Origin of the sequence: Tenacibaculum bernardetii (assembly GCF_029125915.1) — a bacterium.
GTDB classification, from domain to species: domain Bacteria; phylum Bacteroidota; class Bacteroidia; order Flavobacteriales; family Flavobacteriaceae; genus Polaribacter; species Polaribacter bernardetii.
Genome location: NZ_JAQJCU010000001.1, coordinates 251,875 through 273,367, shown reverse-complemented (window position 1 = coordinate 273,367; position 21,493 = coordinate 251,875). Strand labels below are relative to the sequence as shown.

The 21,493-nt window shown below is 31.4% G+C and carries 22 protein-coding genes; 9 read left to right on the top strand and 13 right to left on the bottom strand.

All coding sequences use genetic code 11. From position 1 onward, the window contains the following. Nucleotides 1-177: 177 nt before the first annotated feature. From P2G10_RS01255 to P2G10_RS01230, 6 genes are all read right to left on the bottom strand, one after another. A complete protein-coding gene (locus P2G10_RS01255) occupies nt 178-660 on the bottom strand; it encodes a class I SAM-dependent methyltransferase (RefSeq protein WP_275314907.1) in 483 nt (160 codons plus the stop codon). 28 nt (nt 661-688) lie between these two features. Further along, nucleotides 689-1,909, bottom strand: a complete 1,221-nt coding sequence (locus tag P2G10_RS01250; protein WP_275314906.1) for a cyanophycinase — start codon at nt 1,907-1,909, stop codon at nt 689-691. Nucleotides 1,910-2,220: 311 nt separating this feature from the next. Continuing rightward, on the bottom strand, nt 2,221-4,017 hold the full coding sequence (locus P2G10_RS01245) for an acyl-CoA dehydrogenase family protein (protein WP_275314905.1): 1,797 nt from the start codon (nt 4,015-4,017) through the stop codon (nt 2,221-2,223). An 18-nt stretch (nt 4,018-4,035) separates the two neighbouring features. Beyond that, the gene (locus P2G10_RS01240; RefSeq protein WP_218773153.1) at nt 4,036-5,226 is read right to left on the bottom strand and encodes an acetyl-CoA C-acyltransferase; all 1,191 of its coding nucleotides are present in this window, start codon (nt 5,224-5,226) and stop codon (nt 4,036-4,038) included. A 5-nt stretch (nt 5,227-5,231) separates the two neighbouring features. Next, a complete protein-coding gene (locus P2G10_RS01235; protein ID WP_218773152.1) occupies nt 5,232-7,637 on the bottom strand; it encodes a 3-hydroxyacyl-CoA dehydrogenase/enoyl-CoA hydratase family protein in 2,406 nt (801 codons plus the stop codon). An 18-nt stretch (nt 7,638-7,655) separates the two neighbouring features. Continuing rightward, on the bottom strand, nt 7,656-8,114 hold the full coding sequence (locus tag P2G10_RS01230; RefSeq protein WP_218773151.1) for a MarR family winged helix-turn-helix transcriptional regulator: 459 nt from the start codon (nt 8,112-8,114) through the stop codon (nt 7,656-7,658). A gap of 189 nt (nt 8,115-8,303) precedes the next feature. Between P2G10_RS01230 and P2G10_RS01225 the strand changes: the two genes are divergently transcribed. Genes P2G10_RS01225 through P2G10_RS01210 form a run of 4 tightly spaced genes read left to right on the top strand, consistent with a single transcriptional unit; the run spans nt 8,304 to nt 12,629 of the window. Next, entirely contained in the window at nt 8,304-9,233 is a 930-nt protein-coding gene (locus P2G10_RS01225; RefSeq protein WP_275314904.1) for an ABC transporter ATP-binding protein, read from the top strand. A 3-nt stretch (nt 9,234-9,236) separates the two neighbouring features. After that, nucleotides 9,237-10,559: an ABC transporter permease gene (locus P2G10_RS01220; protein WP_275314903.1), complete on the top strand. Its 1,323-nt coding sequence runs from the start codon at nt 9,237-9,239 to the stop codon at nt 10,557-10,559. Nucleotides 10,560-10,572: 13 nt separating this feature from the next. Beyond that, nucleotides 10,573-11,418: a mechanosensitive ion channel family protein gene (locus tag P2G10_RS01215; RefSeq protein ID WP_275314902.1), complete on the top strand. Its 846-nt coding sequence runs from the start codon at nt 10,573-10,575 to the stop codon at nt 11,416-11,418. A 47-nt stretch (nt 11,419-11,465) separates the two neighbouring features. Further along, nucleotides 11,466-12,629, top strand: a complete 1,164-nt coding sequence (locus tag P2G10_RS01210; RefSeq protein WP_275314901.1) for a sigma-54-dependent transcriptional regulator — start codon at nt 11,466-11,468, stop codon at nt 12,627-12,629. A 100-nt stretch (nt 12,630-12,729) separates the two neighbouring features. Here P2G10_RS01210 and P2G10_RS01205 read toward each other — a convergent pair whose 3' ends face one another. The 3 genes from P2G10_RS01205 to P2G10_RS01195 are packed head-to-tail and all read right to left on the bottom strand — an operon-like array spanning nt 12,730 to nt 13,638. After that, complete coding sequence (locus P2G10_RS01205; protein ID WP_218773146.1) at nt 12,730-12,936, bottom strand: hypothetical protein; 207 nt, start codon at nt 12,934-12,936, stop codon at nt 12,730-12,732. Beyond that, on the bottom strand, nt 12,917-13,279 hold the full coding sequence (locus P2G10_RS01200; protein ID WP_218773145.1) for a hypothetical protein: 363 nt from the start codon (nt 13,277-13,279) through the stop codon (nt 12,917-12,919). Before P2G10_RS01200 ends, P2G10_RS01205 begins: the two co-directional genes overlap by 20 nt. Next, nucleotides 13,279-13,638, bottom strand: coding sequence for a YtxH domain-containing protein (locus tag P2G10_RS01195; protein ID WP_218773144.1), 360 nt, complete (start codon nt 13,636-13,638; stop codon nt 13,279-13,281). Before P2G10_RS01195 ends, P2G10_RS01200 begins: the two co-directional genes overlap by 1 nt. 155 nt (nt 13,639-13,793) lie before the next feature. On the opposite strand from P2G10_RS01195, the gene P2G10_RS01190 reads away from it, so the two are divergent. Continuing rightward, entirely contained in the window at nt 13,794-15,329 is a 1,536-nt protein-coding gene (locus P2G10_RS01190) for a GH3 family acyl-acid amido synthetase (RefSeq protein WP_275314900.1), read from the top strand. Here the strand turns inward: P2G10_RS01190 and P2G10_RS01185 are convergent. Then, entirely contained in the window at nt 15,326-15,895 is a 570-nt protein-coding gene (locus P2G10_RS01185; protein ID WP_275314899.1) for a hypothetical protein, read from the bottom strand. The genes P2G10_RS01190 and P2G10_RS01185 overlap by 4 nt on opposite strands. Nucleotides 15,896-16,159: 264 nt before the next feature. On the opposite strand from P2G10_RS01185, the gene P2G10_RS01180 reads away from it, so the two are divergent. The 3 genes from P2G10_RS01180 (at nt 16,160) to P2G10_RS01170 (ending at nt 17,526) form a co-directional block, all read left to right on the top strand. Beyond that, the gene (locus tag P2G10_RS01180) at nt 16,160-16,801 is read left to right on the top strand and encodes a peroxiredoxin (RefSeq protein ID WP_218773141.1); all 642 of its coding nucleotides are present in this window, start codon (nt 16,160-16,162) and stop codon (nt 16,799-16,801) included. 77 nt (nt 16,802-16,878) lie between these two features. Beyond that, the gene (locus tag P2G10_RS01175; protein WP_275314898.1) at nt 16,879-17,187 is read left to right on the top strand and encodes a thioredoxin family protein; all 309 of its coding nucleotides are present in this window, start codon (nt 16,879-16,881) and stop codon (nt 17,185-17,187) included. Between the two features lie 81 nt (nt 17,188-17,268). Beyond that, entirely contained in the window at nt 17,269-17,526 is a 258-nt protein-coding gene (locus P2G10_RS01170) for a DUF6952 family protein (protein WP_218773139.1), read from the top strand. 81 nt (nt 17,527-17,607) lie between these two features. Here the strand turns inward: P2G10_RS01170 and P2G10_RS01165 are convergent, their stop codons facing one another. The 3 genes from P2G10_RS01165 to P2G10_RS01155 form a co-directional block, all read right to left on the bottom strand. Beyond that, nucleotides 17,608-17,766: a hypothetical protein gene (locus P2G10_RS01165; RefSeq protein ID WP_275314897.1), complete on the bottom strand. Its 159-nt coding sequence runs from the start codon at nt 17,764-17,766 to the stop codon at nt 17,608-17,610. Beyond that, nucleotides 17,759-19,195, bottom strand: coding sequence for a sodium:solute symporter (locus P2G10_RS01160; protein ID WP_275314896.1), 1,437 nt, complete (start codon nt 19,193-19,195; stop codon nt 17,759-17,761). The genes P2G10_RS01165 and P2G10_RS01160 overlap by 8 nt, the downstream gene beginning before the upstream one ends. Nucleotides 19,196-19,314: 119 nt before the next feature. Next, nucleotides 19,315-19,944 (bottom strand): NAD(P)H-dependent oxidoreductase, encoded by a 630-nt coding sequence (locus P2G10_RS01155; RefSeq protein ID WP_275314895.1) that lies wholly within the window; start codon nt 19,942-19,944, stop codon nt 19,315-19,317. 242 nt (nt 19,945-20,186) lie between these two features. On the opposite strand from P2G10_RS01155, the gene P2G10_RS01150 reads away from it, so the two are divergent. Then, complete coding sequence (locus tag P2G10_RS01150; RefSeq protein WP_275314894.1) at nt 20,187-21,458, top strand: DUF2851 family protein; 1,272 nt, start codon at nt 20,187-20,189, stop codon at nt 21,456-21,458. Nucleotides 21,459-21,493: the final 35 nt, after the last annotated feature.

Here is a 21,493-nt window from a genome sequence, read left to right as displayed (position 1 = left end):
TACTTACAATTATCATTGTTTATTATTGCTTTTTTTTGCAATTAATATAGTGTGTGTTTCAAAGGTTGAACCTGATTTTTTATACTCTTTTTCAATTATGTTGGTAATAAGCATATTGTGGAGTTTTAATTCTTTTTTGATCTTTTCTAATTCATGATAATAAAAGTAAACGCTGTTTCATGAACTCCCTGATATGAATCCTGATTTCTCGGGATACCCGTTTACAAAACTTAAATATAAAACACCTTTATTATCTAATATGTTAGCACAATCTGAAATAAGTTTTGAGCAATCTTTTTTTGATAAATAAGGAATTATAAATCCGTATAGAATTCCATTAAAAGTATTTTGTACCGTTTTTAAGTTTCGGCAATCTAAAACCAGCGTTTTAATAGTAGGATTATTCTTTTTAGTTAAACAAACCATGTTCGTTGAAACATCTGTAGTTAAAATTTTTAGAGTAGGGTTAAGGCGTAAAATTTGATTTGTAATGTTTCCTGGTCCACAACCAATTTCAAGTATAACCGTATTTTTTTTAGATAGTAAATCGCAAAATATTTTATAAGTGCCGTTGTATAAGTCAAGCTCCATAAACTTCTCCTCATATTGTTTTGCAATAATATTCCAAGTTTTGTGTGTTTCTATATATCGATCTTCCATGTGATATAAAATATTTGTAAAACAGCTATTATTCGGTTTTATTAAATTTTCGGTTCTTACTATTTATAAATTGATGTGTTCGTTTATTAAAACTAATAATTTTACCTAAGCTATCTCTTTTAAAATGAAACCATAACTCTGCATCAACATCAAAAAATATATCTTTATCATAAGCATAAATCGGAATTGATTTTCGAATGATATTTCGCCTTACAACCTGAAACTTAAGGGTGTCATTTTCAATTAAAATGTTATTCCACAAAACTTTACTTTTTTCAAAGAGATAATTACCAACATATTTTTTTAGTTCTTTGGAAGTGATTTTTTTGGGGTTAATAAATTTATTTCGTTGTACTCGTCTTTTTTTTAGATTATACTTTTCACCATTTTTTAAAACATAAAACTTATTTTTCCCTGTTTCTGATGAATCTATTTTATTAAAATAATTAGACCAAAAAGTGTTGTCGTAAATAGCAACATATTTATCTCCAATTACTTCAAATTCATTTTTATGAACAATAATAGCCGTGTTCTCATCAACACCGATACCCAATAATTTTGGTTCAACTTTTAATAACTTAAACATATCATACTGTCGGTTTCTTTCTAAGTGATGTTGGTCGAAAGTTGTGTTTGTAACAAAACCAAAACCAGTATTAAAATCATTAAAGATTTTATAATTATCATTTGGTTTTCGTCCACCTCTTACTAAATAAGAACCTTGAATAGAAGCACCAGCGGAATGACCGCCAATAATACCGCCACGATTTAAAACATTCTTTAATTCGGTATGTGTTTTTGTATTTAAATAAGCAGCCGAAGTTCTAAACGACCTGCCACCGGTAAGCCAAACAGCAGTAGCAGTTTTTAACGGTTTTATAAAATTATTACTATTTGAAATAAGTGTGTCTCTTGTATGCATAAACTTAATACTGTCAAAACCACGAGAAATAAATTGTCTTTCTAAAATTTTAAAATCAGGATCGTAATTTATCGAGTTTTCATCAAAAGCAGTTGGGATTACCACAAGTTTTGCCGATTTTTCTCCTGCTAATTCATAAAATACTTGCCACATTTCATCAGTCATTCCTCCTCCACCAATTAAAAGCGTTCCATTTTTAGGGCCAATAGATTCATTTTTAGTTTGATTTAATTTGTTCTCTTTATGACAATTAGTAAAGAATATGATGAAAACTAAAAATATTGGCGCGAGGTTAAAATTCTTGAATACTACTTTTCTGATTTTCATAATGTATTTTGTTTGTACAAGTAATCTTATTGAGTTATAAATAAGAGGAAAGTTTTATTTTTTGTTGGGTGAGGTTTTTATAACAAAAACTATTGTTTAAAAATACTATTAATAACTTAAAGTTAAGGGAATAAAAAAAGACCGTCAAAAATTAATTTGACGATCTTTAAACAAACAACTAAATTCTAAAACCTATAAAGTTTAAGAAGATTTTAAATCAGTAATTAGCTATTACAGTTAGATAACAAATTGTTACGCTAACAACTTTGGCTAATTATGAAATATATTATTACCTAATTCCTCTTAGAGGATTAGAAGCAGTACTTATTTTCTGCTTTTAATTTTTCTGCAATTGTGTTACGTAACTCAACTACGTTAGGGTAGTTTGCGTACTTTGTAAAACGCTTAAGACCCATTAACATCATACGTTGCTCATCACCTTCTGCAAAAGAAATAATTCCTTCTTTAGCATTTTTGATAATGATATCTACAGCGTTGTATAAATATAACTGAGACATTGCAATTTGCTCTTTTTGAGAAGCTTCACCAGAACGTTTTGCATTCTTTTCAGTTCTTAAAATAGCAGATTCTGCCATGTAAACTTCAATTAAAATATTAGAAGCAGCAGTTAATAATTGTTGGTGCTGTTCTAAGTCTGGTCCGTATTTTTGAATGGCACCACCGGCAACCATTAAGAATACTTTTTTAAGCTTCGCGATGATTTCTTTTTCTTCAGCAAATAATTCTGAGTAATCTGGAGTATCAAAAGAAGGAATACCTAATAATTCGTTACCAACAGCTGTTGCTGGCCCTAATAAATCAACATGACCTTTCATTGCTTTCTTTACTAACATACCAACAGAAAGTAACCTGTTAATTTCGTTAGTTCCTTCGTAAATACGAGCAATACGAGCATCTCTCCAAGCAGACTCCATTGGAGTTTCTTCTGAGAATCCCATTCCTCCAAAAATCTGAATTCCTTCATCAGCACAAGCTTGTACATCTTCAGAAACAGCAACTTTTAAGATAGAACATTCGATTGCATATTCTTCAACACCTTTTAATTCAGCTTCTTGATGACTGCTTCCTTCTGCTTCACGCATTGAAATTCTGTCTTCAATATTTTTAGCAGCTCTATACGACGCAGATTCACCTACGTAAGAATTAGTTGCCATTTCAGCTAATTTCATTTTTATAGCACCAAACTCTGCAATAGGAGTTTTAAATTGCTTACGTTCTGTAGCATATTGTGTAGCGTAAGTGATTACTCTTCTTTGAGAATCTAAACAAGCAGCAGCTAATTTAATACGACCTACATTTAATGCATTCATAGCGATTTTAAAACCACCACCACGAGTAGACAACATGTTTTCTACCGGTACTAAAGTATCGCTAAAGAATACTTGACGCGTAGAAGAAGCACGAATACCTAATTTATGTTCTTCTTCACCTAAGGTTACTCCGTTAGGATTTGCTTTGTCATATTCTAAGATAAAACCAGTAATATTTTTGTCATCACCAATACGAGCAAAAACGATAAAAATCTCAGCAAAACCTGCATTCGAAATCCACATTTTTTGACCGTTAATTTTATAATGTTTTCCGTCTTCAGTTAACTCGGCAGTAGTTTTACCAGAATTAGCATCCGATCCAGCACCTGGCTCTGTTAAACAGTAAGCACCAAAACGCTCACCCATTGCTAAAGCAGGAACAAATTTTTGTTTTTGTTCTTCGGTACCGTATAAAGTAATTGGCATAGTACCAATACCTGTATGCGCACCAAAAGCAGTACTAAAAGAACCTGTACCACTTGAGATATAATCACAAGTTAACATGGTAGAAACAAACCCCATTCCTAATCCGCCATAAGCTTCAGGAACAGACACACCTAAGAAACCTAATTCACCAGCTTTACGCATAGTTTCTTCGGTTAAAGCATAATCTTTCTGTTCGAAACGTACTTTATGAGGAATGATTTCACGGTCGTTAAATTCTTTAACCGCTTCTTTCATCATTACTTGCTCTTCAGAAAAATCTTCTGGTGTGAATATATCTTCACATTTTGTTTCTTTTACAAGGAATTGACCTCCTCTTAATAAATCTGCCATTTTTGTTATTTTTTGTTGTTAGTTTAAGAATTCGAAAATACCTGCAGCACCTTGACCAGTACCTACACACATTGTTACCATTCCGTATTTTCCTTGCATATTACGCTTGCGCATTTCGTCGAATAATTGAACAGATAATTTTGCTCCAGTACATCCTAATGGGTGTCCTAATGCAATTGCTCCACCATTTACATTAATGATGTCTGCATCTAATCCTAATTCGCGAATTACAGCTAATGATTGCGAAGCAAATGCTTCGTTCAATTCAATTAAGCTAATATCTTCTTGTTTTAATCCTGCTTGCTTTAATGCTTTTGGAATTGCAGCAACTGGTCCGATTCCCATAATTCTAGGTGGTACTCCAGCGGCAGCATAACTTACCATACGAGCAATTGGTTTAAGGTTTAATTCTTTCACCATATCTTCACTCATAACCATTAAAAAGGCAGCACCATCACTTGTTTGAGATGAGTTACCAGCAGTAACACTTCCGTTCGTAGCAAATACTGGCTTTAAACGTTCTAAACCTGCAATGTTAGATCCTTTACGAGGTCCTTCATCTTTGGTTACTGTATATTCTCTTGTTGCGCGTTTTCCGTTTGCATCTACATAAGTTTCTTCAACTTTAATAGGAACAATTTGATCTTGAAAACGGTTTTCTTCTTGTGCTTTTAATGCTTTTAAATGAGATTGTAAAGCAAACTCATCTTGGTCTTTACGAGAAACGTTGTATTTCTTAGCAACTTCTTCTGCAGTATTTCCCATACCCCAGTAATAATCTGCATGACCAGCTGCAACTGTATCGTAGTTTAATTCTGGTTTAAATCCTGTCATTGGTACAGAACTCATACTTTCAGCTCCACCTGCAATAATACATTCAGCCATTCCTGATTGAATTTTTGCAACTGCCATACTAATAGTTTCTATTCCTGAAGAACAAAAACGGTTTACGGTTACTCCAGGAACATCCTCTGTTTTTAATCCCATTAAAGAGATTAAACGTGCCATATTTAAACCTTGAGAACCTTCTGGCATTGCATTACCAACAATTACATCGTCGATACGACTTTTGTCAAAATCAGGTAACTGCTCCATCATATATTCGATAGTTTCAGCAGCTAATTCATCAGCTCTTTTAAATCTGAACGCACCTCTTTTAGACTTTGCTATGGCGGTTCTATATCCTTTTACTATATATGCTGTTTTCATATTTCTTAGTTTCTTAATGGTTTACCAGTTTTTAACATGTGCTGAATACGCTCTAATGTTTTGCGCTCTGAACATAAACTTAAGAAAGCTTCGCGTTCTAGGTTTAATAAATACTGTTCAGAAACTTTTGTTGGTTCTGATAAATCTCCACCAGCCATTACGTAGGCTAATTTATTTGCAATCTTCTGATCGTGTTCTGATATAAAATTACTTGCTTGCATAGAATCCGTTGCTACCATAAATGCACCTAATGCTTGTTTACCAAGAACTAATACATCTTTACGTGCAGCAGGTTGTGTATAACCAGCTTCAGCCATTAATACAGCGTGCTTTTTAGCTTCAGCAATTTGACGTTCTCTGTTTACAACAACTACATCTTTTCCTTTTTCTAATAATCCTAAATCGAAAGCTTCATAAGCAGAAGTACTTACTTTAGCCATACCAATAGTTAAGAAATACTCTTGTAATACGTTTAACTGAACATCTCCTGTACGGAAAGTATCAGAAGCACGTAAAGCCATTTCTTTAGAACCACCACCACCAGGGATAACTCCAACACCAAATTCGACTAATCCCATATAGGTTTCTGCAGCGGCAACTACTTTATCTGAGTGTAATGATAATTCACATCCACCACCTAAAGACATACCATGCGGTGCAGCAATTGTAGGAATAGAAGAGTAACGCATGCGCATCATTGTATCTTGAAAATACTTGATAGCCATGTTTAATTCATCATATTCTTGCTCTACAGCCATCATAAAAATCATTCCGATATTTGCTCCAACCGAGAAGTTTGCTCCTTGGTTACCAACAACTAATCCTTGGAAATCTTTTTCAGCTAAGTCAATTGCTTTATTTAATCCAGCTAAAACATCGCCACCAATGGTGTTCATTTTAGATTGGAATTCACAGTTTAAGATTCCATTTCCTAAATCTTCAATAACAACTCCTGAGTTTTTAAATACTTCGGTAGTTTTACGAATATTATCTAAGATGATAAATGAATCTTGACCTGGCTTTTTAGTTTGTGCTTTAGAAGTAACATCATAAAAGTAAGTTGCTCCTTCTTTAACTGTATAGAAAGAAGTTTCTCCTTTAGCTACCATTTCGGTAACCCAAGCAGCTGGCTCTTTTCCTTCAGCTTTTATTAATTCGATACCTTTTTCTACACCTACAGCATCCCAAATTTCGAAAGGTCCATTTTCCCAACCGAAACCAGCTTTCATAGCATCGTCAATCTTATATAATTCGTCAGAAATTTCTGGAATTCTATTTTGAACATACGCAAACATTGCTGCGAAGTTTTTACGGTAAAATTCACCCGCTTTATCTTTTCCGCCAACTAATACTTTAAAGCGATCAATTGGTTTGTCAATAGTTTTTGTTAATTCTAAAGTAGCAAAAGAAGCACGTTTTTTAGAACGATATTCCATCGTATCTAAATCTAACGTTAAAATTTCTTTCTTTCCTTCAGCATTTACTGATTTCTTATAGAAACCTTGCCCTGTTTTACTTCCTAACCATTTATTGTCCATCATAGTGTTAATGAAACCTGGTAGTTTAAATAATTCGTGAGCTTCGTCGTTAGGGCAGTTTTCATAAATACCGTTAGCAACATGTACTAAAGTATCTAAACCAACAACATCAACAGTTCTGAAAGTTGCTGATTTTGGGCGACCGATCACCGGACCGGTTAATTTATCAACTTCTTCAACAGTTAACCCTAATTCTTTTACTTGGTGAAATAAAGATTGAATTCCGAAGATTCCAATTCTGTTACCAATAAAAGCAGGTGTATCTTTAGCTAATACTGAAGTTTTTCCTAAGAATTTAGAACCATAATCCATTAAGAAGTCAGTTACTTCTTGTTTACAATCTGGACCAGGAACAACTTCGAATAATTTTAAATAACGTGGAGGGTTAAAAAAGTGAGTTACCGCAAAGTGCTTTTGAAAATCTTCACTTCTTCCTTCATTCATAAATTTGATAGGAATACCTGAAGTATTAGAAGTAATTAAAGTACCAGGAGTACGATATTTTTCTAATTTTTCGAAAACGATTTTTTTAATATCTAATCGTTCAACAACAACTTCCATAATCCAATCTACATCGGCAACTTTAGCAATGTCATCCTCTAAATTTCCAGTAGTAATTCTACTTGCAAATTCTTTTTTATAAATAGGAGATGGCTTTGATTTTAAAGAAGCTGTTAAAGCGTCATTAACCAAACGATTACGAACAGCTTTGTCTTCTAACGTAAGTCCTTTTGCTTTTTCTTTGTCGTTAAGTTCTCTAGGAACAATGTCTAATAATAAGACTTCAACGCCAATGTTAGCAAAATGACAAGCAATACCGCTTCCCATAATTCCAGAACCGACGATTGCTACTTTTTTAATTCTTCTTGTCATTTGTTTATAGGTTTGTTTTTATACAGCTTTTTTATTGGTACTATTATATACCGTTTTTTCTGTAATAAGTTTGTTTATGGTTGTTGTTACTTTAAAAAATAAATTTAATTCTTCTTCAGTAATATGTTTTCGTACTTCGTTGTTAAATTGATAGACATGACCTTTTGAAATTTGACGCATTTCTTTACCGTAATCTGTAAGTTTTATAATAACGCTTCTTCCATCGGTAGGACTTTTTTCTCTGCAAACAACACCTTTATCTTCCATTGTTTTTAATAACCTAGAAAGGCTTGTAGGCTCCATTCCCATTAACGGACCTAGAGCAGTTGATGGAGTTCCTTTTTCAAAATCTATATTCAATAAAACAAAAGCAGTTGCCATCGTACTGTCATGCTTTGCAGCTTGTTCATTGTACATTTTTGCAACAGCTTGCCATGTGGCTCTTAGTTGGTGATCTATTGATTTATTTTTATCCATGTGAAGCCAAAGATACAGAAATTTATTATGCATGCATAGTATTTTTGAAAAAAGTTATGCGTGCATAGTAAATTTAACGCTGAATTAATATGTAACGTTTGCTTTAAAGATGTTACTAATCAATGTAAAAATATGTAAGTTTGTCATTGCTGGTTTGCGACAAACAGCAGCTAATCAACTATAAAATCGATGAATAATTTATTGGAAATTAATAATGTAGTAAAGCGTTACGGTGATTATACGGCGTTGAATAATGTGTCATTGCAAATTCCTAAAGGAAGCGTTTTCGGGCTTTTAGGACCAAACGGAGCAGGAAAAACATCTTTGATTAGAATCATTAATCAAATTACAATGCCTGACAGTGGTGAAATTATTTTAGATGGAGAAAAACTAGCTCCTAATCATATAGAGTATATTGGTTATTTACCAGAAGAACGGGGTTTGTATAAATCGATGAAAGTTGGTGAGCAAGCTTTGTATTTAGCGCAATTAAAAGGATTGAGTAAAGCTGAAGCCAAAAAACGATTGAAATATTGGTTTGATAAATTTGATATAGGTGCTTGGTGGAATAAAAAAATTGAAGAGCTTTCTAAAGGAATGGCACAAAAAATACAGTTTATAGTAACCGTATTACACCAGCCTAAATTATTAATTTTTGATGAACCTTTTTCAGGCTTCGACCCGATTAATGCACAATTAATAGCAAAAGAAATTTTACAACTTCGCGATGAAGGAGCAACGATAATATTTTCTACACACAGAATGGAATCTGTAGAGGAAATGTGTGATTATATTGCTTTAATAGATAAATCTAACAAGATTTTAGACGGTAAGTTAGATGATATTAAAAAAGAGTTTAGAACAAATACTTTTCAGGTAGGTGTAAACACGGCAAATCCGGAAGAGGTTGAAGCTAAGTTGAAAGAGAGCTTTAATGTGCTACCAGCTGATTTTAAATTGTTAAATGATGGATTAAAATTAAATGTACAATTAACCAACGGTAATTCAGCAAATGATTTATTATCATTTTTAACAACCCAAGGACAAGTACAGCATTTTGTTGAATTAATACCAAGTGCCAACGATATTTTTATTCAGGCAGTAAATAAAAACAATTAAAAGATGAGCAGATTACGATTAATTATAGAACGTGAGTTCATTGCTAAGGTTAGAAATAAATCGTTTATAATGATGACTTTTTTAAGTCCGTTATTAATGATTGGTATGGGTGCGCTGGTTTTTTTCTTGATGAAAAAAAATGACGAAAAAGTTAAGAAAATAGTTTATGTAGATGAGTCAGGTTTGTTTTCTAAAGATATCTTTAAAGATTCTAAAACAGTTAAATACGAAGATTTTACAGCACTCGGAATTGAAGAATCTAAAAAGAAGGTAGAAGATGGTGATTATTACGGAGCGCTATACATCCCTGAAATAGATAGCTTGGAAGTATTGGCAAATTCAATTGAGTTTTTCTCAAAAGATTCGCCAAGTATGTCAATCATGGGGAATTTAGAAAGCAAGGTTGATAAAACATTGCAAAACGAAAAATTAACAAAATTCGGCATTGATTTAGCACAAATTAAAGCATCAAAAATGTCGACAGATATAAAAATGTTTAATTTCTCAGGCGAAAAATCTTCTAAATTAATAAACGGATTAAAAATTGCAATGGGTGGTTTAGCTGGTTATTTATTAATGATGTTTGTGATGATTTATGGTACTTCGGTAATGCGAAGTGTTATTGAAGAAAAAACAAGTAGAATAATTGAAATAATTGTTTCTTCAGTAAAACCTTTTCAGTTAATGTTAGGTAAAATTATAGGTAATGCATCTGCAGGTTTGTTGCAATTTTTCATTTGGGGAATTTTATTGTTGATATTTAGTTTAGTAGCTTCATCAGTTTTTGGAGTTGATATGGTAGAAATGCAATCAGCAAAAGTACCCGCAGAACAAATGGAAGCGATGCAAAAAGCAGCAGGAGGTAAAGGTGAAATGATTATTCAGGAAATACTTAGGTTGCCTTTGTTAAAAATGTTTTTCTTATTTATTTTCTATTTCTTAGGAGGTTATATGTTGTATAGCTCATTATTTGCTGCAGTAGGAGCCGCAGTTGATAATGAAACCGATACACAGCAATTTATGATGCCAATAATGTTGCCTTTAATTTTAGGAGTATATGTTGGTTTCGCTACAGTAATGAACGATCCTCATGGGCCTGTATCCGTAATTTTTTCATACATTCCTTTTACATCACCAATTGTAATGTTAATGCGTATTCCGTTTGGTGTAGCTTGGTGGGAAATAGCAATATCAATGTTAATCCTAATCCTTACATTTATGCTAATTGTATGGTTTGCAGCAAAAATTTACCGCGTAGGTATTTTAATGTACGGTAAAAAACCAACGTATAAAGACTTATGGAAATGGATTCGTTATAACGGTTAAATAATTATTTAAAATGAAAGATATATTAAAAGAGATCACAAGTTTTTTAAACATTAAAGTGCCTTTAGGGGGCAAGGAAATAGATATAACAGTAAAAACAATTTTATTGTTAATTATAGCCTTTATAATAGTAAGGTTTATTCTTAAATATTTTAAAAAATTTGTAAAGAACAGGTTAGAAAAAGAGGATGAAAATAAGTTTGATACTATTTTTTCTTTTGCAAGTTGGCTTCTTTATTTAATTGTTTTTTCAATAAGTTTATCTTCTGCAGGAGTTAATTTAAGTGCTATATTAGTAGCGTCATCAGCATTATTAATAGGTATTGGTTTAGCATTGCAAACTTTTTTTCAAGACATTATATCTGGTGTTTTTATCATTCTTGATAAAAGTGTACATGTGGGCGATATTATAGAGTTAGATGATAAAGTTGGTAGGGTAGAAGAAATAAAACTGCGTACTACAAGAGCTGTAACGATTGATAATAGAGTATTGGTAATTCCTAATCATAAGTACTTAACGAATAGTTTGTATAATTGGACTCAAAACGGAACCACAACTCGTGAAAGCGTAAAAGTAGGTGTAGCCTATGGAAGCGATGTGCAGTTGGTTAAAAAATTATTGTTATCGGCAGCAATTTCTCATCCAAAAGTTTTTAGTCATCCAGAGCCAGTAGTATTTTTTGAAAACTTTGGAGATAGTTCTTTAGATTTTAAACTTGTCTTTACATTAAATGATAGTTTTCAGGCACAAATACCAAAGAGCGAATTACGATTTAAGATAGATGAATTGTTTAGAGAAAACAATATATCAATTCCGTTTCCTCAAAGAGATATTCATATTATTGAAAAGAAAGCATAGTGGCTTGGTTCTTGCATTTTAAAAATTATTAAAAAGATTATATATATATGTCGAAAATATTAATAATAGAAGATGAAGCTGCAATCCGCAGGGTGTTAAAAAAAATTATTTCAGAAGAAAATGATGCGTATCAGGTTGAAGAAGCTGAAGACGGATTATCAGGATTTGAAATGATTAAAAACAATGATTATGATTTAGTTTTATGTGATATTAAAATGCCAAAAATGGATGGTGTTGAGGTGTTAGAAAAAGCTAAAAAAATGAAACCAGAAACTTCTATAGTAATGATTTCTGGACATGGAGATCTTGATACCGCTGTAAATACGATGCGCTTAGGAGCATTCGATTATATTTCTAAGCCGCCAGATTTAAATCGTTTATTAAATACGGTTCGTAATGCTTTAGATAAAAAAGAATTGGTTGTAGAAAACAAGCGGTTAAAAAAGAAAGTAAGCAAGAATTACGAAATGATTGGTGAGAGTGATGCGATTATTCACATTAAAGAAATTATTGAAAAAGTAGCAGCTACCGATGCACGCGTTTTAATTACTGGTCCGAACGGAACCGGAAAAGAGTTGGTGGCACATTGGTTACACGAAAAATCAGACAGAGTAAAAGGGTCAATGATTGAGGTGAATTGTGCTGCGATTCCGTCTGAATTAATAGAAAGTGAGCTGTTTGGTCATGTAAAAGGATCTTTTACAGGAGCAAATAAAGATAGAGCAGGTAAGTTTGAAGCCGCAAATGGAGGAACTATTTTCTTAGATGAAATTGGTGATATGAGTTTATCGGCGCAAGCAAAAGTATTGCGTGCTTTGCAAGAAAATAAGATTCAGCGTGTAGGCTCTGATAAAGATATAAAGGTAAATGTGCGTATTGTAGCAGCGACCAATAAAGATTTAAAAGAGGAAATTGCAGAAGGAAGATTTAGAGAAGATTTATACCATCGACTAGCGGTAATTTTAATAAAAGTACCAGCATTAAATGATCGAAGAAATGATATTCCGTTATTGGTAGATTTCTTTTCAGAGAAAATATCAATAGAACAAGGAATGCCAAAGAAAGGCTTTTCGAAAAGTGCCATTAAATTGTTGCAAGAATATGATTGGACAGGTAATATTAGAGAGTTGCGTAATGTCGTAGAACGTTTAATTATTCTTGGAGAGAAAGAAGTGTCAGAAAATGATATAAAATTATTTGCAAGTAAATAGGGATCGTAAAATTACGATTAAATATAAATACCTAGAAGATGTTTTAAAACATTTTCTAGGTATTTTTCGTTAAATAAAATTCCTGTATTCATATAGCACGTTATTTCATCATTTTTTTTGCAAAATTATAAGCACCTAATTTACCAAGATTTGTTGCCAATGTTCTTATCCAATTAGCAATTGACAAATCTTCTTTTAACTGCTCTTTTATCAGTTTAATTTCTTCAACAGAAATATCACGTTTAAGACGTAGTTTTTTTAATTCGGTAGTTATTTCTTGGCTGTTTTTATAGTGTTTCTTCATCATCAAAATATTTTTCAGATAAACTTTTAATAACAAAGTTATCTATACGGTTTCTTACTAAATACGCAATAAGTCCAAAAACAAAAAACAGTAATGCAACTAATATATATCCTAAAAAAGGATTGTTTAAATACTTACCAATAACTGATGACATTGCAACAGCTAAAAATATAAAGGCAATAAGTATAAAAATACCTATAATAGCAAAATTAAAAATCATGCTAAGAGAAGAGGTTAAAACCTGAAAAACTTTTAACTTATAGTATTTTTCAGAATTTTTAATAAAATCTTCGCCTTTTTCGATCGCTCTTTCTGAATTTGTGTGTAAAGATTTAAAAACAGACATTATTTAGTTTGTAATTTTTTATTCTTAGCCTTTAATGTTTTAAGACGCAATTCTAAGTTAGAGATTACATCTTCAGCCTTGTAACTAGCGTCCGTAATAATGGTGTCTAATTTTTCTTCTAACGTATGACTTTTTGTACTTAAAGTATCAGAAACATTGTTTTTTAAAGCTTCAGCTCTTGTAGCAACTTCGTCTTTAAGGTGTGTAGCTTCTGTAACAATAGTTTCTTTTGCAGAAACAGCGCCATCTGCTATTTTTTGTCTTGTTTTACTTCCTTTATCTGGTGCAAATAACACCCCAATTCCGGCACCAACTGCCATTCCTACTAATACTCCAAAAATATTTTTATCATCACTCATGTTTATCTTGTTTTTAGGTTAATAATTATTGATACTACAAAGGTAATTGAGAAGAGAAGCAAGGCTTGACTCAAAAAATATTAATGTTAACTCAATAGCTATTTTTATGCTGTTTAATGCTTTTTCTTGCTTATTTTTGATAAAAATTAAGGTTTATGGCAGTTTTAGGAGGTATTATAAAAGGAATTATTGATATGGCAAACGTATTAGTAAAGAGTGATAATCATATAGAAAATCAAGAAAAGGTTTTAAATGACTTATTAACTACAGCTAAAAATACACAGTTTGGTAAGCAATATAAATTTGAAGAGATCTTAAAAACACCACAATTAGCAGTTCCGTTTGCTAAAGAAGTTCCTTATTTTGATTATGACACAATGAATAAAGAGTGGTGGTTTAAGTTACATGAAGGACAAGAAAATGTAACATGGCCTAATAGTCCAGATTATTTTGCGTTAAGTTCAGGTACAACAGGATCAGAAAGTAAAAGGATACCTGTTACTAACGAAATGTTAGAAGCTATAAGACAATCTGGAATTAAACAAGTGTTGGCTCTTAAAAACTTCGATTTGCCTTCTGATTTTTTTGAGAAAGAAATTATGATGTTGGGTAGTTCTACCGATTTAAATCAACGAAAAGATGACAAAGAAGAAGGTGAAATAAGCGGTATAACTGCAAGTAATATTCCGTTTTGGTTCAAAAGTTATTATAAGCCAGGTGAAGATATTGCTAAAATTGGAGACTGGGATACACGTGTACAAAAAATTGCTGAAGATGCAGAAAAATGGGATATTGGTGCTTTAAGCGGTATTCCTTCTTGGATAGAATTAATGTTGCAAAAAGTAATAGCATATCACAACCTAAATAATATTCACGAAATGTGGCCAAACCTTCAAGTCTATACTTCAGGAGGTGTGGCGTTCGGCCCATATGAAAAAAGTTTTAAAGCTTTATTAGGAAAAGAAGTTACGGTGATAGATACCTATTTAGCATCCGAAGGATATATTGCAACACAAGTAAGACCAGAAACAGACGCAATGCAGTTAAATACAAATGAAGGTATTTATTTTGAATTTGTTCCTTTTAAACCCGAGTATATACTCTCGGACGGATCGTTAAAAGATGACGCACCTTCTGTTGGCTTAAAAGATGTAGAATTAAATCAAGATTATGTTTTAATAATAAGTACGGTAAGTGGTTTGTGGAGATATCTTATTGGTGATACAATTGAATTCACGGATGTTGAAAGAGCAGAAATTAAAATTACAGGTCGAACTAAGTTTTTCTTAAACACAGTTGGGTCGCAATTATCTGTTAATAAAATGGATGCAGGAATGAAGCATTTAGAAGAGCAGTTTAATACACAAATAACAGAATATACTATTTGTGCAAAACGACATAAAGATGATGAGTTTTATCATACTTGGTATATCGGAACAGATTTGAAAGAAGATGAATCGCTAGTTGCTGAAAAATTAGACACATTTTTAAAAGAAGCAAATAAAAATTACAAAGTAGCGAGAAGTAAAGCTTTAGAAGGGGTAAAAGTGAATATAATACCTGCCGCTATTTTTCATAGTTGGAGCGAGAGAAATAAGAAAAAAGGAGGTCAAGTAAAAATGGAGAGAGTTATGGGAAGTGAGAAATTTACAGAGTGGGAAGCCTTTGTAAAAGAAGCTTTAAAAGCTTAAGGTTTTAAAGTAACATTATCACGATCGTTAACTAGTTGCATAATTTCTTCTGGAGATAAATAATAACGCTTCATTCTGTTTTTATATGTTTGTGTTATATCGGCATGATTTAAAATGAAGTTTTTAGTTTTCATAATATAATCTTCCATTCCTTGCTGAACAGCAAAATGATCCGCTTTTCTTTCGGCGTTAATAATATGTTTTTCGAGAAGGATATATTTAAAACCAAACCATATTAATTGAGAATTACTCATTTCTTCATAATCCATAATATGCCCAAGTTCATGACCAATCCAACCAACAAACACATCATAAGGAATATCTCTTGTTCTTAATTCTGTACCTGAGATTTTAAATTTTTCGCTGATGAAAATAACATAATGCCTTGGTTTTTTTCCGAATAAAACGGTTAAAAACTCAGGTTGCGCTTGCATAGTCGATTTTTTAATGTCCTTTTTAAATTTAAAAGTAATAGGTATGTTTTCTAAAGAAGGAAAGTACGAAAGTGCTTTTGTAACCTTGGTTAAAATTTCTTTAGGAATTGTTTTGTTTTTTAAATTGTTCATAGGTATAATTAAGTTGCATCAAAAATAATAGAAAAACTACAGTTAAATTAACGTATATAAAACTATAATTAACTCTTTTAGCTTATGTATTTAAAAAGATAAGCTAAAAAATTGAAATAGTATAAAGTAATAACTACAGCTGTTAGGTATAAGTAAAATTGATATAAATATAAAAAATTAGCATCAATTTTTTTCTGTTCTACTTGTTTTGCTTGGTATATTTGTACTCGTTAAAATGAATAATAATCAATAAAAAATATAAAAATGGCAACAGCAGTAGGTAAAAAATTTCCAGATTTAAATGTAGATGCAATGAACGAAATGGGAGATACGTTCAAAATAAATGTTTTAGAAGAAGCAGTAAATAACAAGAAAAAAGTATTGTTATTCTGGTATCCAAAAGACTTTACTTTTGTTTGTCCTACCGAGTTACATGCTTTTCAGGCAGCATTAGGAGAATTTGAAAAAAGAAATACAATTGTAATTGGTGCCTCTTGTGATACTCCAGAAGTTCACTTTGCATGGTTAAATCAATCAAAAGATAACGGAGGAATTGAAGGTGTTACATACCCAATTTTAGCAGATAGTAATCGTAATTTATCATCAATCTTAGGGATTTTAGATATTTCTGATGAGGTTTTTGATGAAGCAACTCAAACAGTACAAGTTGTTGGAGATAATGTAACATATAGAGCTACTTATTTAATTGATGAAGAAGGAACTGTTTTTCATGAAGGAATTAACCACATGCCAGTAGGTCGTAATGTAAATGAATTTTTACGTTTAATTGATGCTTATGCTCACGTTCAGAAAAATGGAGAAGTATGTCCTGCAAACTGGGAAGAAGGTAAAACAGCAATGAAGCCAAACGCAAAAGGAACAGCTGAGTATTTAGCAGCAAACTAATAATACTAAGAAAGGAGCACGTTCGTGTACTAATTGGGGGATGAAATACACGAACTCCTTTTTAATAAAATAAAACTATGGTACAAGAATTAAGTCAAGATAATTTAGCAGATTTAGTAGCAAACAATAAAAAAGTAGCGGTACAGTTTTCGGCAACTTGGTGTGGTAATTGTCGTATTATGAAACCAAAATTTAAGAAATTAGCTTCTGAAAATGAAGCAATAGTTTTTGTAATTGTTGATGCAGAAAAATTTCCTGAAAGCAGGCAATTGGCAGATGTAAGTAATTTACCAACCTTTGCCACTTTTGTAGATGGTAAGTTTGTAAACCAAGCACAAACCAATAAGTTTGATGTGTTAAAAGATTTAGTAAACGAAGTAATATAATTTCTATCAGCCTGCGCAAAGTAGCGATACTATAATAATAAGGTCTCAACTTTGCTAGACCTGAAAAAACAGAAAAAAATTATGAAATTACCAATTATAAAACACTTAACTTCATTTATTGAAGAAAACGATCAGGATTATATACTAGAAACGATTGAAACATTAGAGGCCTTAACAGAAGTTTCGTCATTAAAAGATGAAGAGTTAGATGTTATTGGTGAGTTGATATCTAATATGTATGGTGCTATTGAAGTTGATAAAATGATTAAAGATGGTACCCCTAAAAAAGAAGCGTTAAATAATTTTATGAAACGTGTTTTAGGATCAATTGATAAATAGTTTTAAGATTTATATACTAAAAATCCCGAGCGTTAAACACTCGGGATTTTTTTGTTGAAATATTGCTTAAAACAAATAAAGCTATTCCGTTTCTTTTTGTTCATTCATCTTTTTTACAAGGGCTTTTAAACGCTCTTTATTTCGTTTTTTTTCGAGTTTAACCTTGCTCTCTTTCTGTTTCATTAAGCGCGTATGTTTTGCTTTATTAACAGTGTTTTTTGCTTTTCCTTTTTTAGGCATATTTAGATTTTTTTATGGCTAATAATCCGAAGAAAGTAATAAATCCGTTTAACACTAATACAAAGAATCCGAAGTCGAAATTTAATTGCGACTTGCTAAAAATACTTATCAAATAAGTAAATATTGGCGATGCAATACAAATAGCAGGAACTAACTTGTCTTTTATATTTAGTTTGGTAAATAATCCGAAGGCATATAAACCTAATAATGGCCCATAAGTATAACCCGCAAACTGAAATATTTTAGCAATCACGCTGGCATCAGCAATAAAATATTTAAAAACTAAAATTGTTGCAATTAATATGATTGAGAATAAGACATGTATTTTTTTTCGTGTTCTTTCTTGATTTTTTTCTTTTTTATCAATTTCTAAAATATCAATACTAAAAGAAGTTGTTAAAGAAGTTAATGCGCTATCGGCACTTGAATAAGCGGCAGCTATTAATCCTAGTAAAAAGAATAAAGAAGTTGCTAAGCCTAACTCGCCACTCATGGCAATCGTTGGGAATAATTGATCTTTGTGCGCGTTAATTTCGTTTGTAGTTGCGTAATCGGTTAATAAAACCCCTAAGGCTAAAAAGAAAAAGTTTACAATTACTAACACAAGCGTAAACCAAAACATATTTTTTTGCGCATCTTTTAAGTTACGACAGGTTAAGTTTTTTTGCATCATATCTTGATCCAAACCTGTCATAACAATAGCTATAAATGCTCCAGAAAAGAATCGATTCCAAAAATAATTTCCAGATTTCCAATCATCAAAAAAGAACATTTTAGATAATTTGTTGTCTGATATATAGGAGGTTAAGTTTTCTATTTGCATTTCGTCTTTAATAGTAACAATACAAACTCCTACGGCGATTAGCATAAATAAAGTTTGCAAGGTATCTGTCCAAACAATCGTTTTTATTCCTCCTTTAAAAGTGTATAACCAAATTAATAAAATAGTAATGGTTACGGTTACCCAAAACGGAATTCCGTATGCATCAAACAAAATTAATTGCAATACATTGGCTACTAAAAATAATCGAAAAGCAGCACCTACAGTTCTTGATAATAAGAAAAAAGAAGCTCCGGTTTTATAGGAATATCTACCAAAACGATCTTCTAAATAGGTGTAGATAGAAGTAAGGTGTAGTCGGTAATATAACGGGAGTAATATCAAACCAATAACAGCATAACCAACAACATAACCCAATACCATTTGCATATAGCTCATTTGTTGTCCTTCAATCCAACCAGGAACAGAAATAAAAGTTACACCCGATAAAGAAGCGCCAATCATACCAAAGGCAACTAAATACCAAGGAGAAGAATTATCTGCTTTAAAAAAAGTATTATTGTTTGCCGATTTACCAGTGATGTAAGAAATAAGAATTAGTACCCCAAAATAGGCAAGAATAAGGAGTATTATGTGTAGTGGTTGCATACGGTTTAATTATGAATTACGAATGTACTAAATTGTAATTGTAAATTAAATGCAAAGGGTTTAATAAATTTTAAATGAACGGAATTGAAAGATTTCAATTCCGTTCATTTATTTTAAGATTACATTTCTATAATTACGTCTTCTATATTTTTACGAACCTTTTTTAGATCTTTCATATAATCGTCTTCCGCTCTAAAACCAACAGGCAATACTAAAACAGATGTTAAATTATGTTTGTTTAAACCTAAAATTTCATCGTATTTTTCAGGAATAAAACCTTCCATTGGGCAAGAGTCTATTTGCTCGTTTGCCGCAACAGTCATTAAATTACCCAAGGCAATGTATGCTTGGTTTTTATTCCAAATAGTTAATTCTTCTTGCGTTTTGCTAGCTATTGAAGAACTCAACATTTCTTTAAACGGATTTAAAATTTTATCAGGAGTATTTCTGATGTTTTTTACCAATGAAAAATAAGAATCAATATCATTAGTAGTGTATTCTTTCGGAATACATAAAACCAATACATGTGACGCTTGTAATACTTGTGGCTGATTCCAAGAATGAACAACTAGTTGCTCTTGAATTTCTTTGTTTTGAATTACAACCATTTTAATTGGTTGCAATCCGTATGAAGTAGCTGTTAAATTAAAAGCTTCTTTTAAAATGTTTATTTGTACTTCTGAAAGTGATTTATTTTCGTCGAATTTTTTAACAGCATAACGCCATTTTAAATTTTCTATACTGTTCATTCTAATTTATTTAGATTACAAAATTACAATAGCTTTTAATAAAAACAACTATTTGATTATTATAAAAATTGATGAGTCAATAAATTTAATCTTTCATTTTGTTTTACTCGAAAAGGTTAAAGTTGAATGAGTTGTTTTTCTATGATTAATGCTTTTGTTGAAGTGTTTAAATTACTGATAAAAAGTGGTTTAGTAATATTTTTATATCTTAATGGTCAAAAAATAATTGCTAACTCCGGATTATGAAAGAAGATTTTCTACATTTTTTATGGCAAAATAAGTTGTTTCCTTCGAGCAGCTTAAAATCTGTAGCTAACGAAACGATTCAAATAATTAAATCCGGGACTCATAATTTAAATACTGGACCAGATTTTTTAAACACACATCTTAAAATAAATAATCAATTATGGATTGGGAATGTTGAAATTCACATCAACTCATCTGATTGGTATTTACACAAACACGAAGAAGATAAAAACTATGATGCCGTAATTTTACATGTAGTTTGGCAACATGATTCAGCTGTTTTTATGAAAAATAATAAGCCATTACCAACTCTTGAGTTGCATGGTTTAATTGATAAAAACGTACTTAATAATTATCAATCGTTATTTTCTAAACAACTTCGTTGGATTCCGTGTGAGCAACAAATTAATGAAGTAGATTCTTTTTTGATGAGTAATTGGTTAGAGCGATTGTATTTTGAGCGATTAGAAAACAAGGCGGTATTAATAAAAGAGTTATTAGTGAAATCAAATAATGATTTCGAGAGTGTTTTATTTCAGTTATTAGCTAAAAATTTTGGATTGAAAATTAATGGAGAAGCTTTTTTACAATTAGCGCAATCGTTTGAGTTTTCAATTTTAAAAAAAGTCCGGTTTAATGAATTCCAATTGTCAGCTTTATTATTCGGACAAGCAGGATTTTTAGAGAGTGAAGTAGAGGATTCGTATTTTATTCAATTAAAAAACGAGTATGCATATTTAAAGCATAAATATAAGTTACTGCCAATTTCTAATAGTTTATTTCAATTTTTTAGAATGCGACCAACAAATTTTCCTACTATTCGAATAGCACAGTTAATAGCGTTGTTTTTTAAATATCAAAATTTGTTTTCTAAATTGATGGAGTTAAATAAACTAGAAGATTTTTATGATTTGTTTTCAGTAGCAATATCTGATTTTTGGAAGACACATTATACGTTTGAAACCGAATCAAAAAAATCAGCAAAAAAACTCACAAAATCATTTATAGATTTATTGTTGGTAAACACTGTTTTGCCGTTAAAGTTTGTGAACGAACAAATTAGAGGAGAAGTAAATAGTGACGGTTTTTTTAAATTGATGCAACAAATAAAGCCAGAGAGAAACTCAATAATAACTAAGTTTTCAGATTTAAATATTACAGCTAAAAATGCTTTTGAAAGTCAGGCTTTATTAGAGCTTAAAAACAACTATTGCGCAAAGAAACGCTGTTTACAATGCGCAATAGGTACTAGTTTGTTAAGAAAGTAATAATGTTATATCGAGCGGAGTCGATAGTTAAAGAT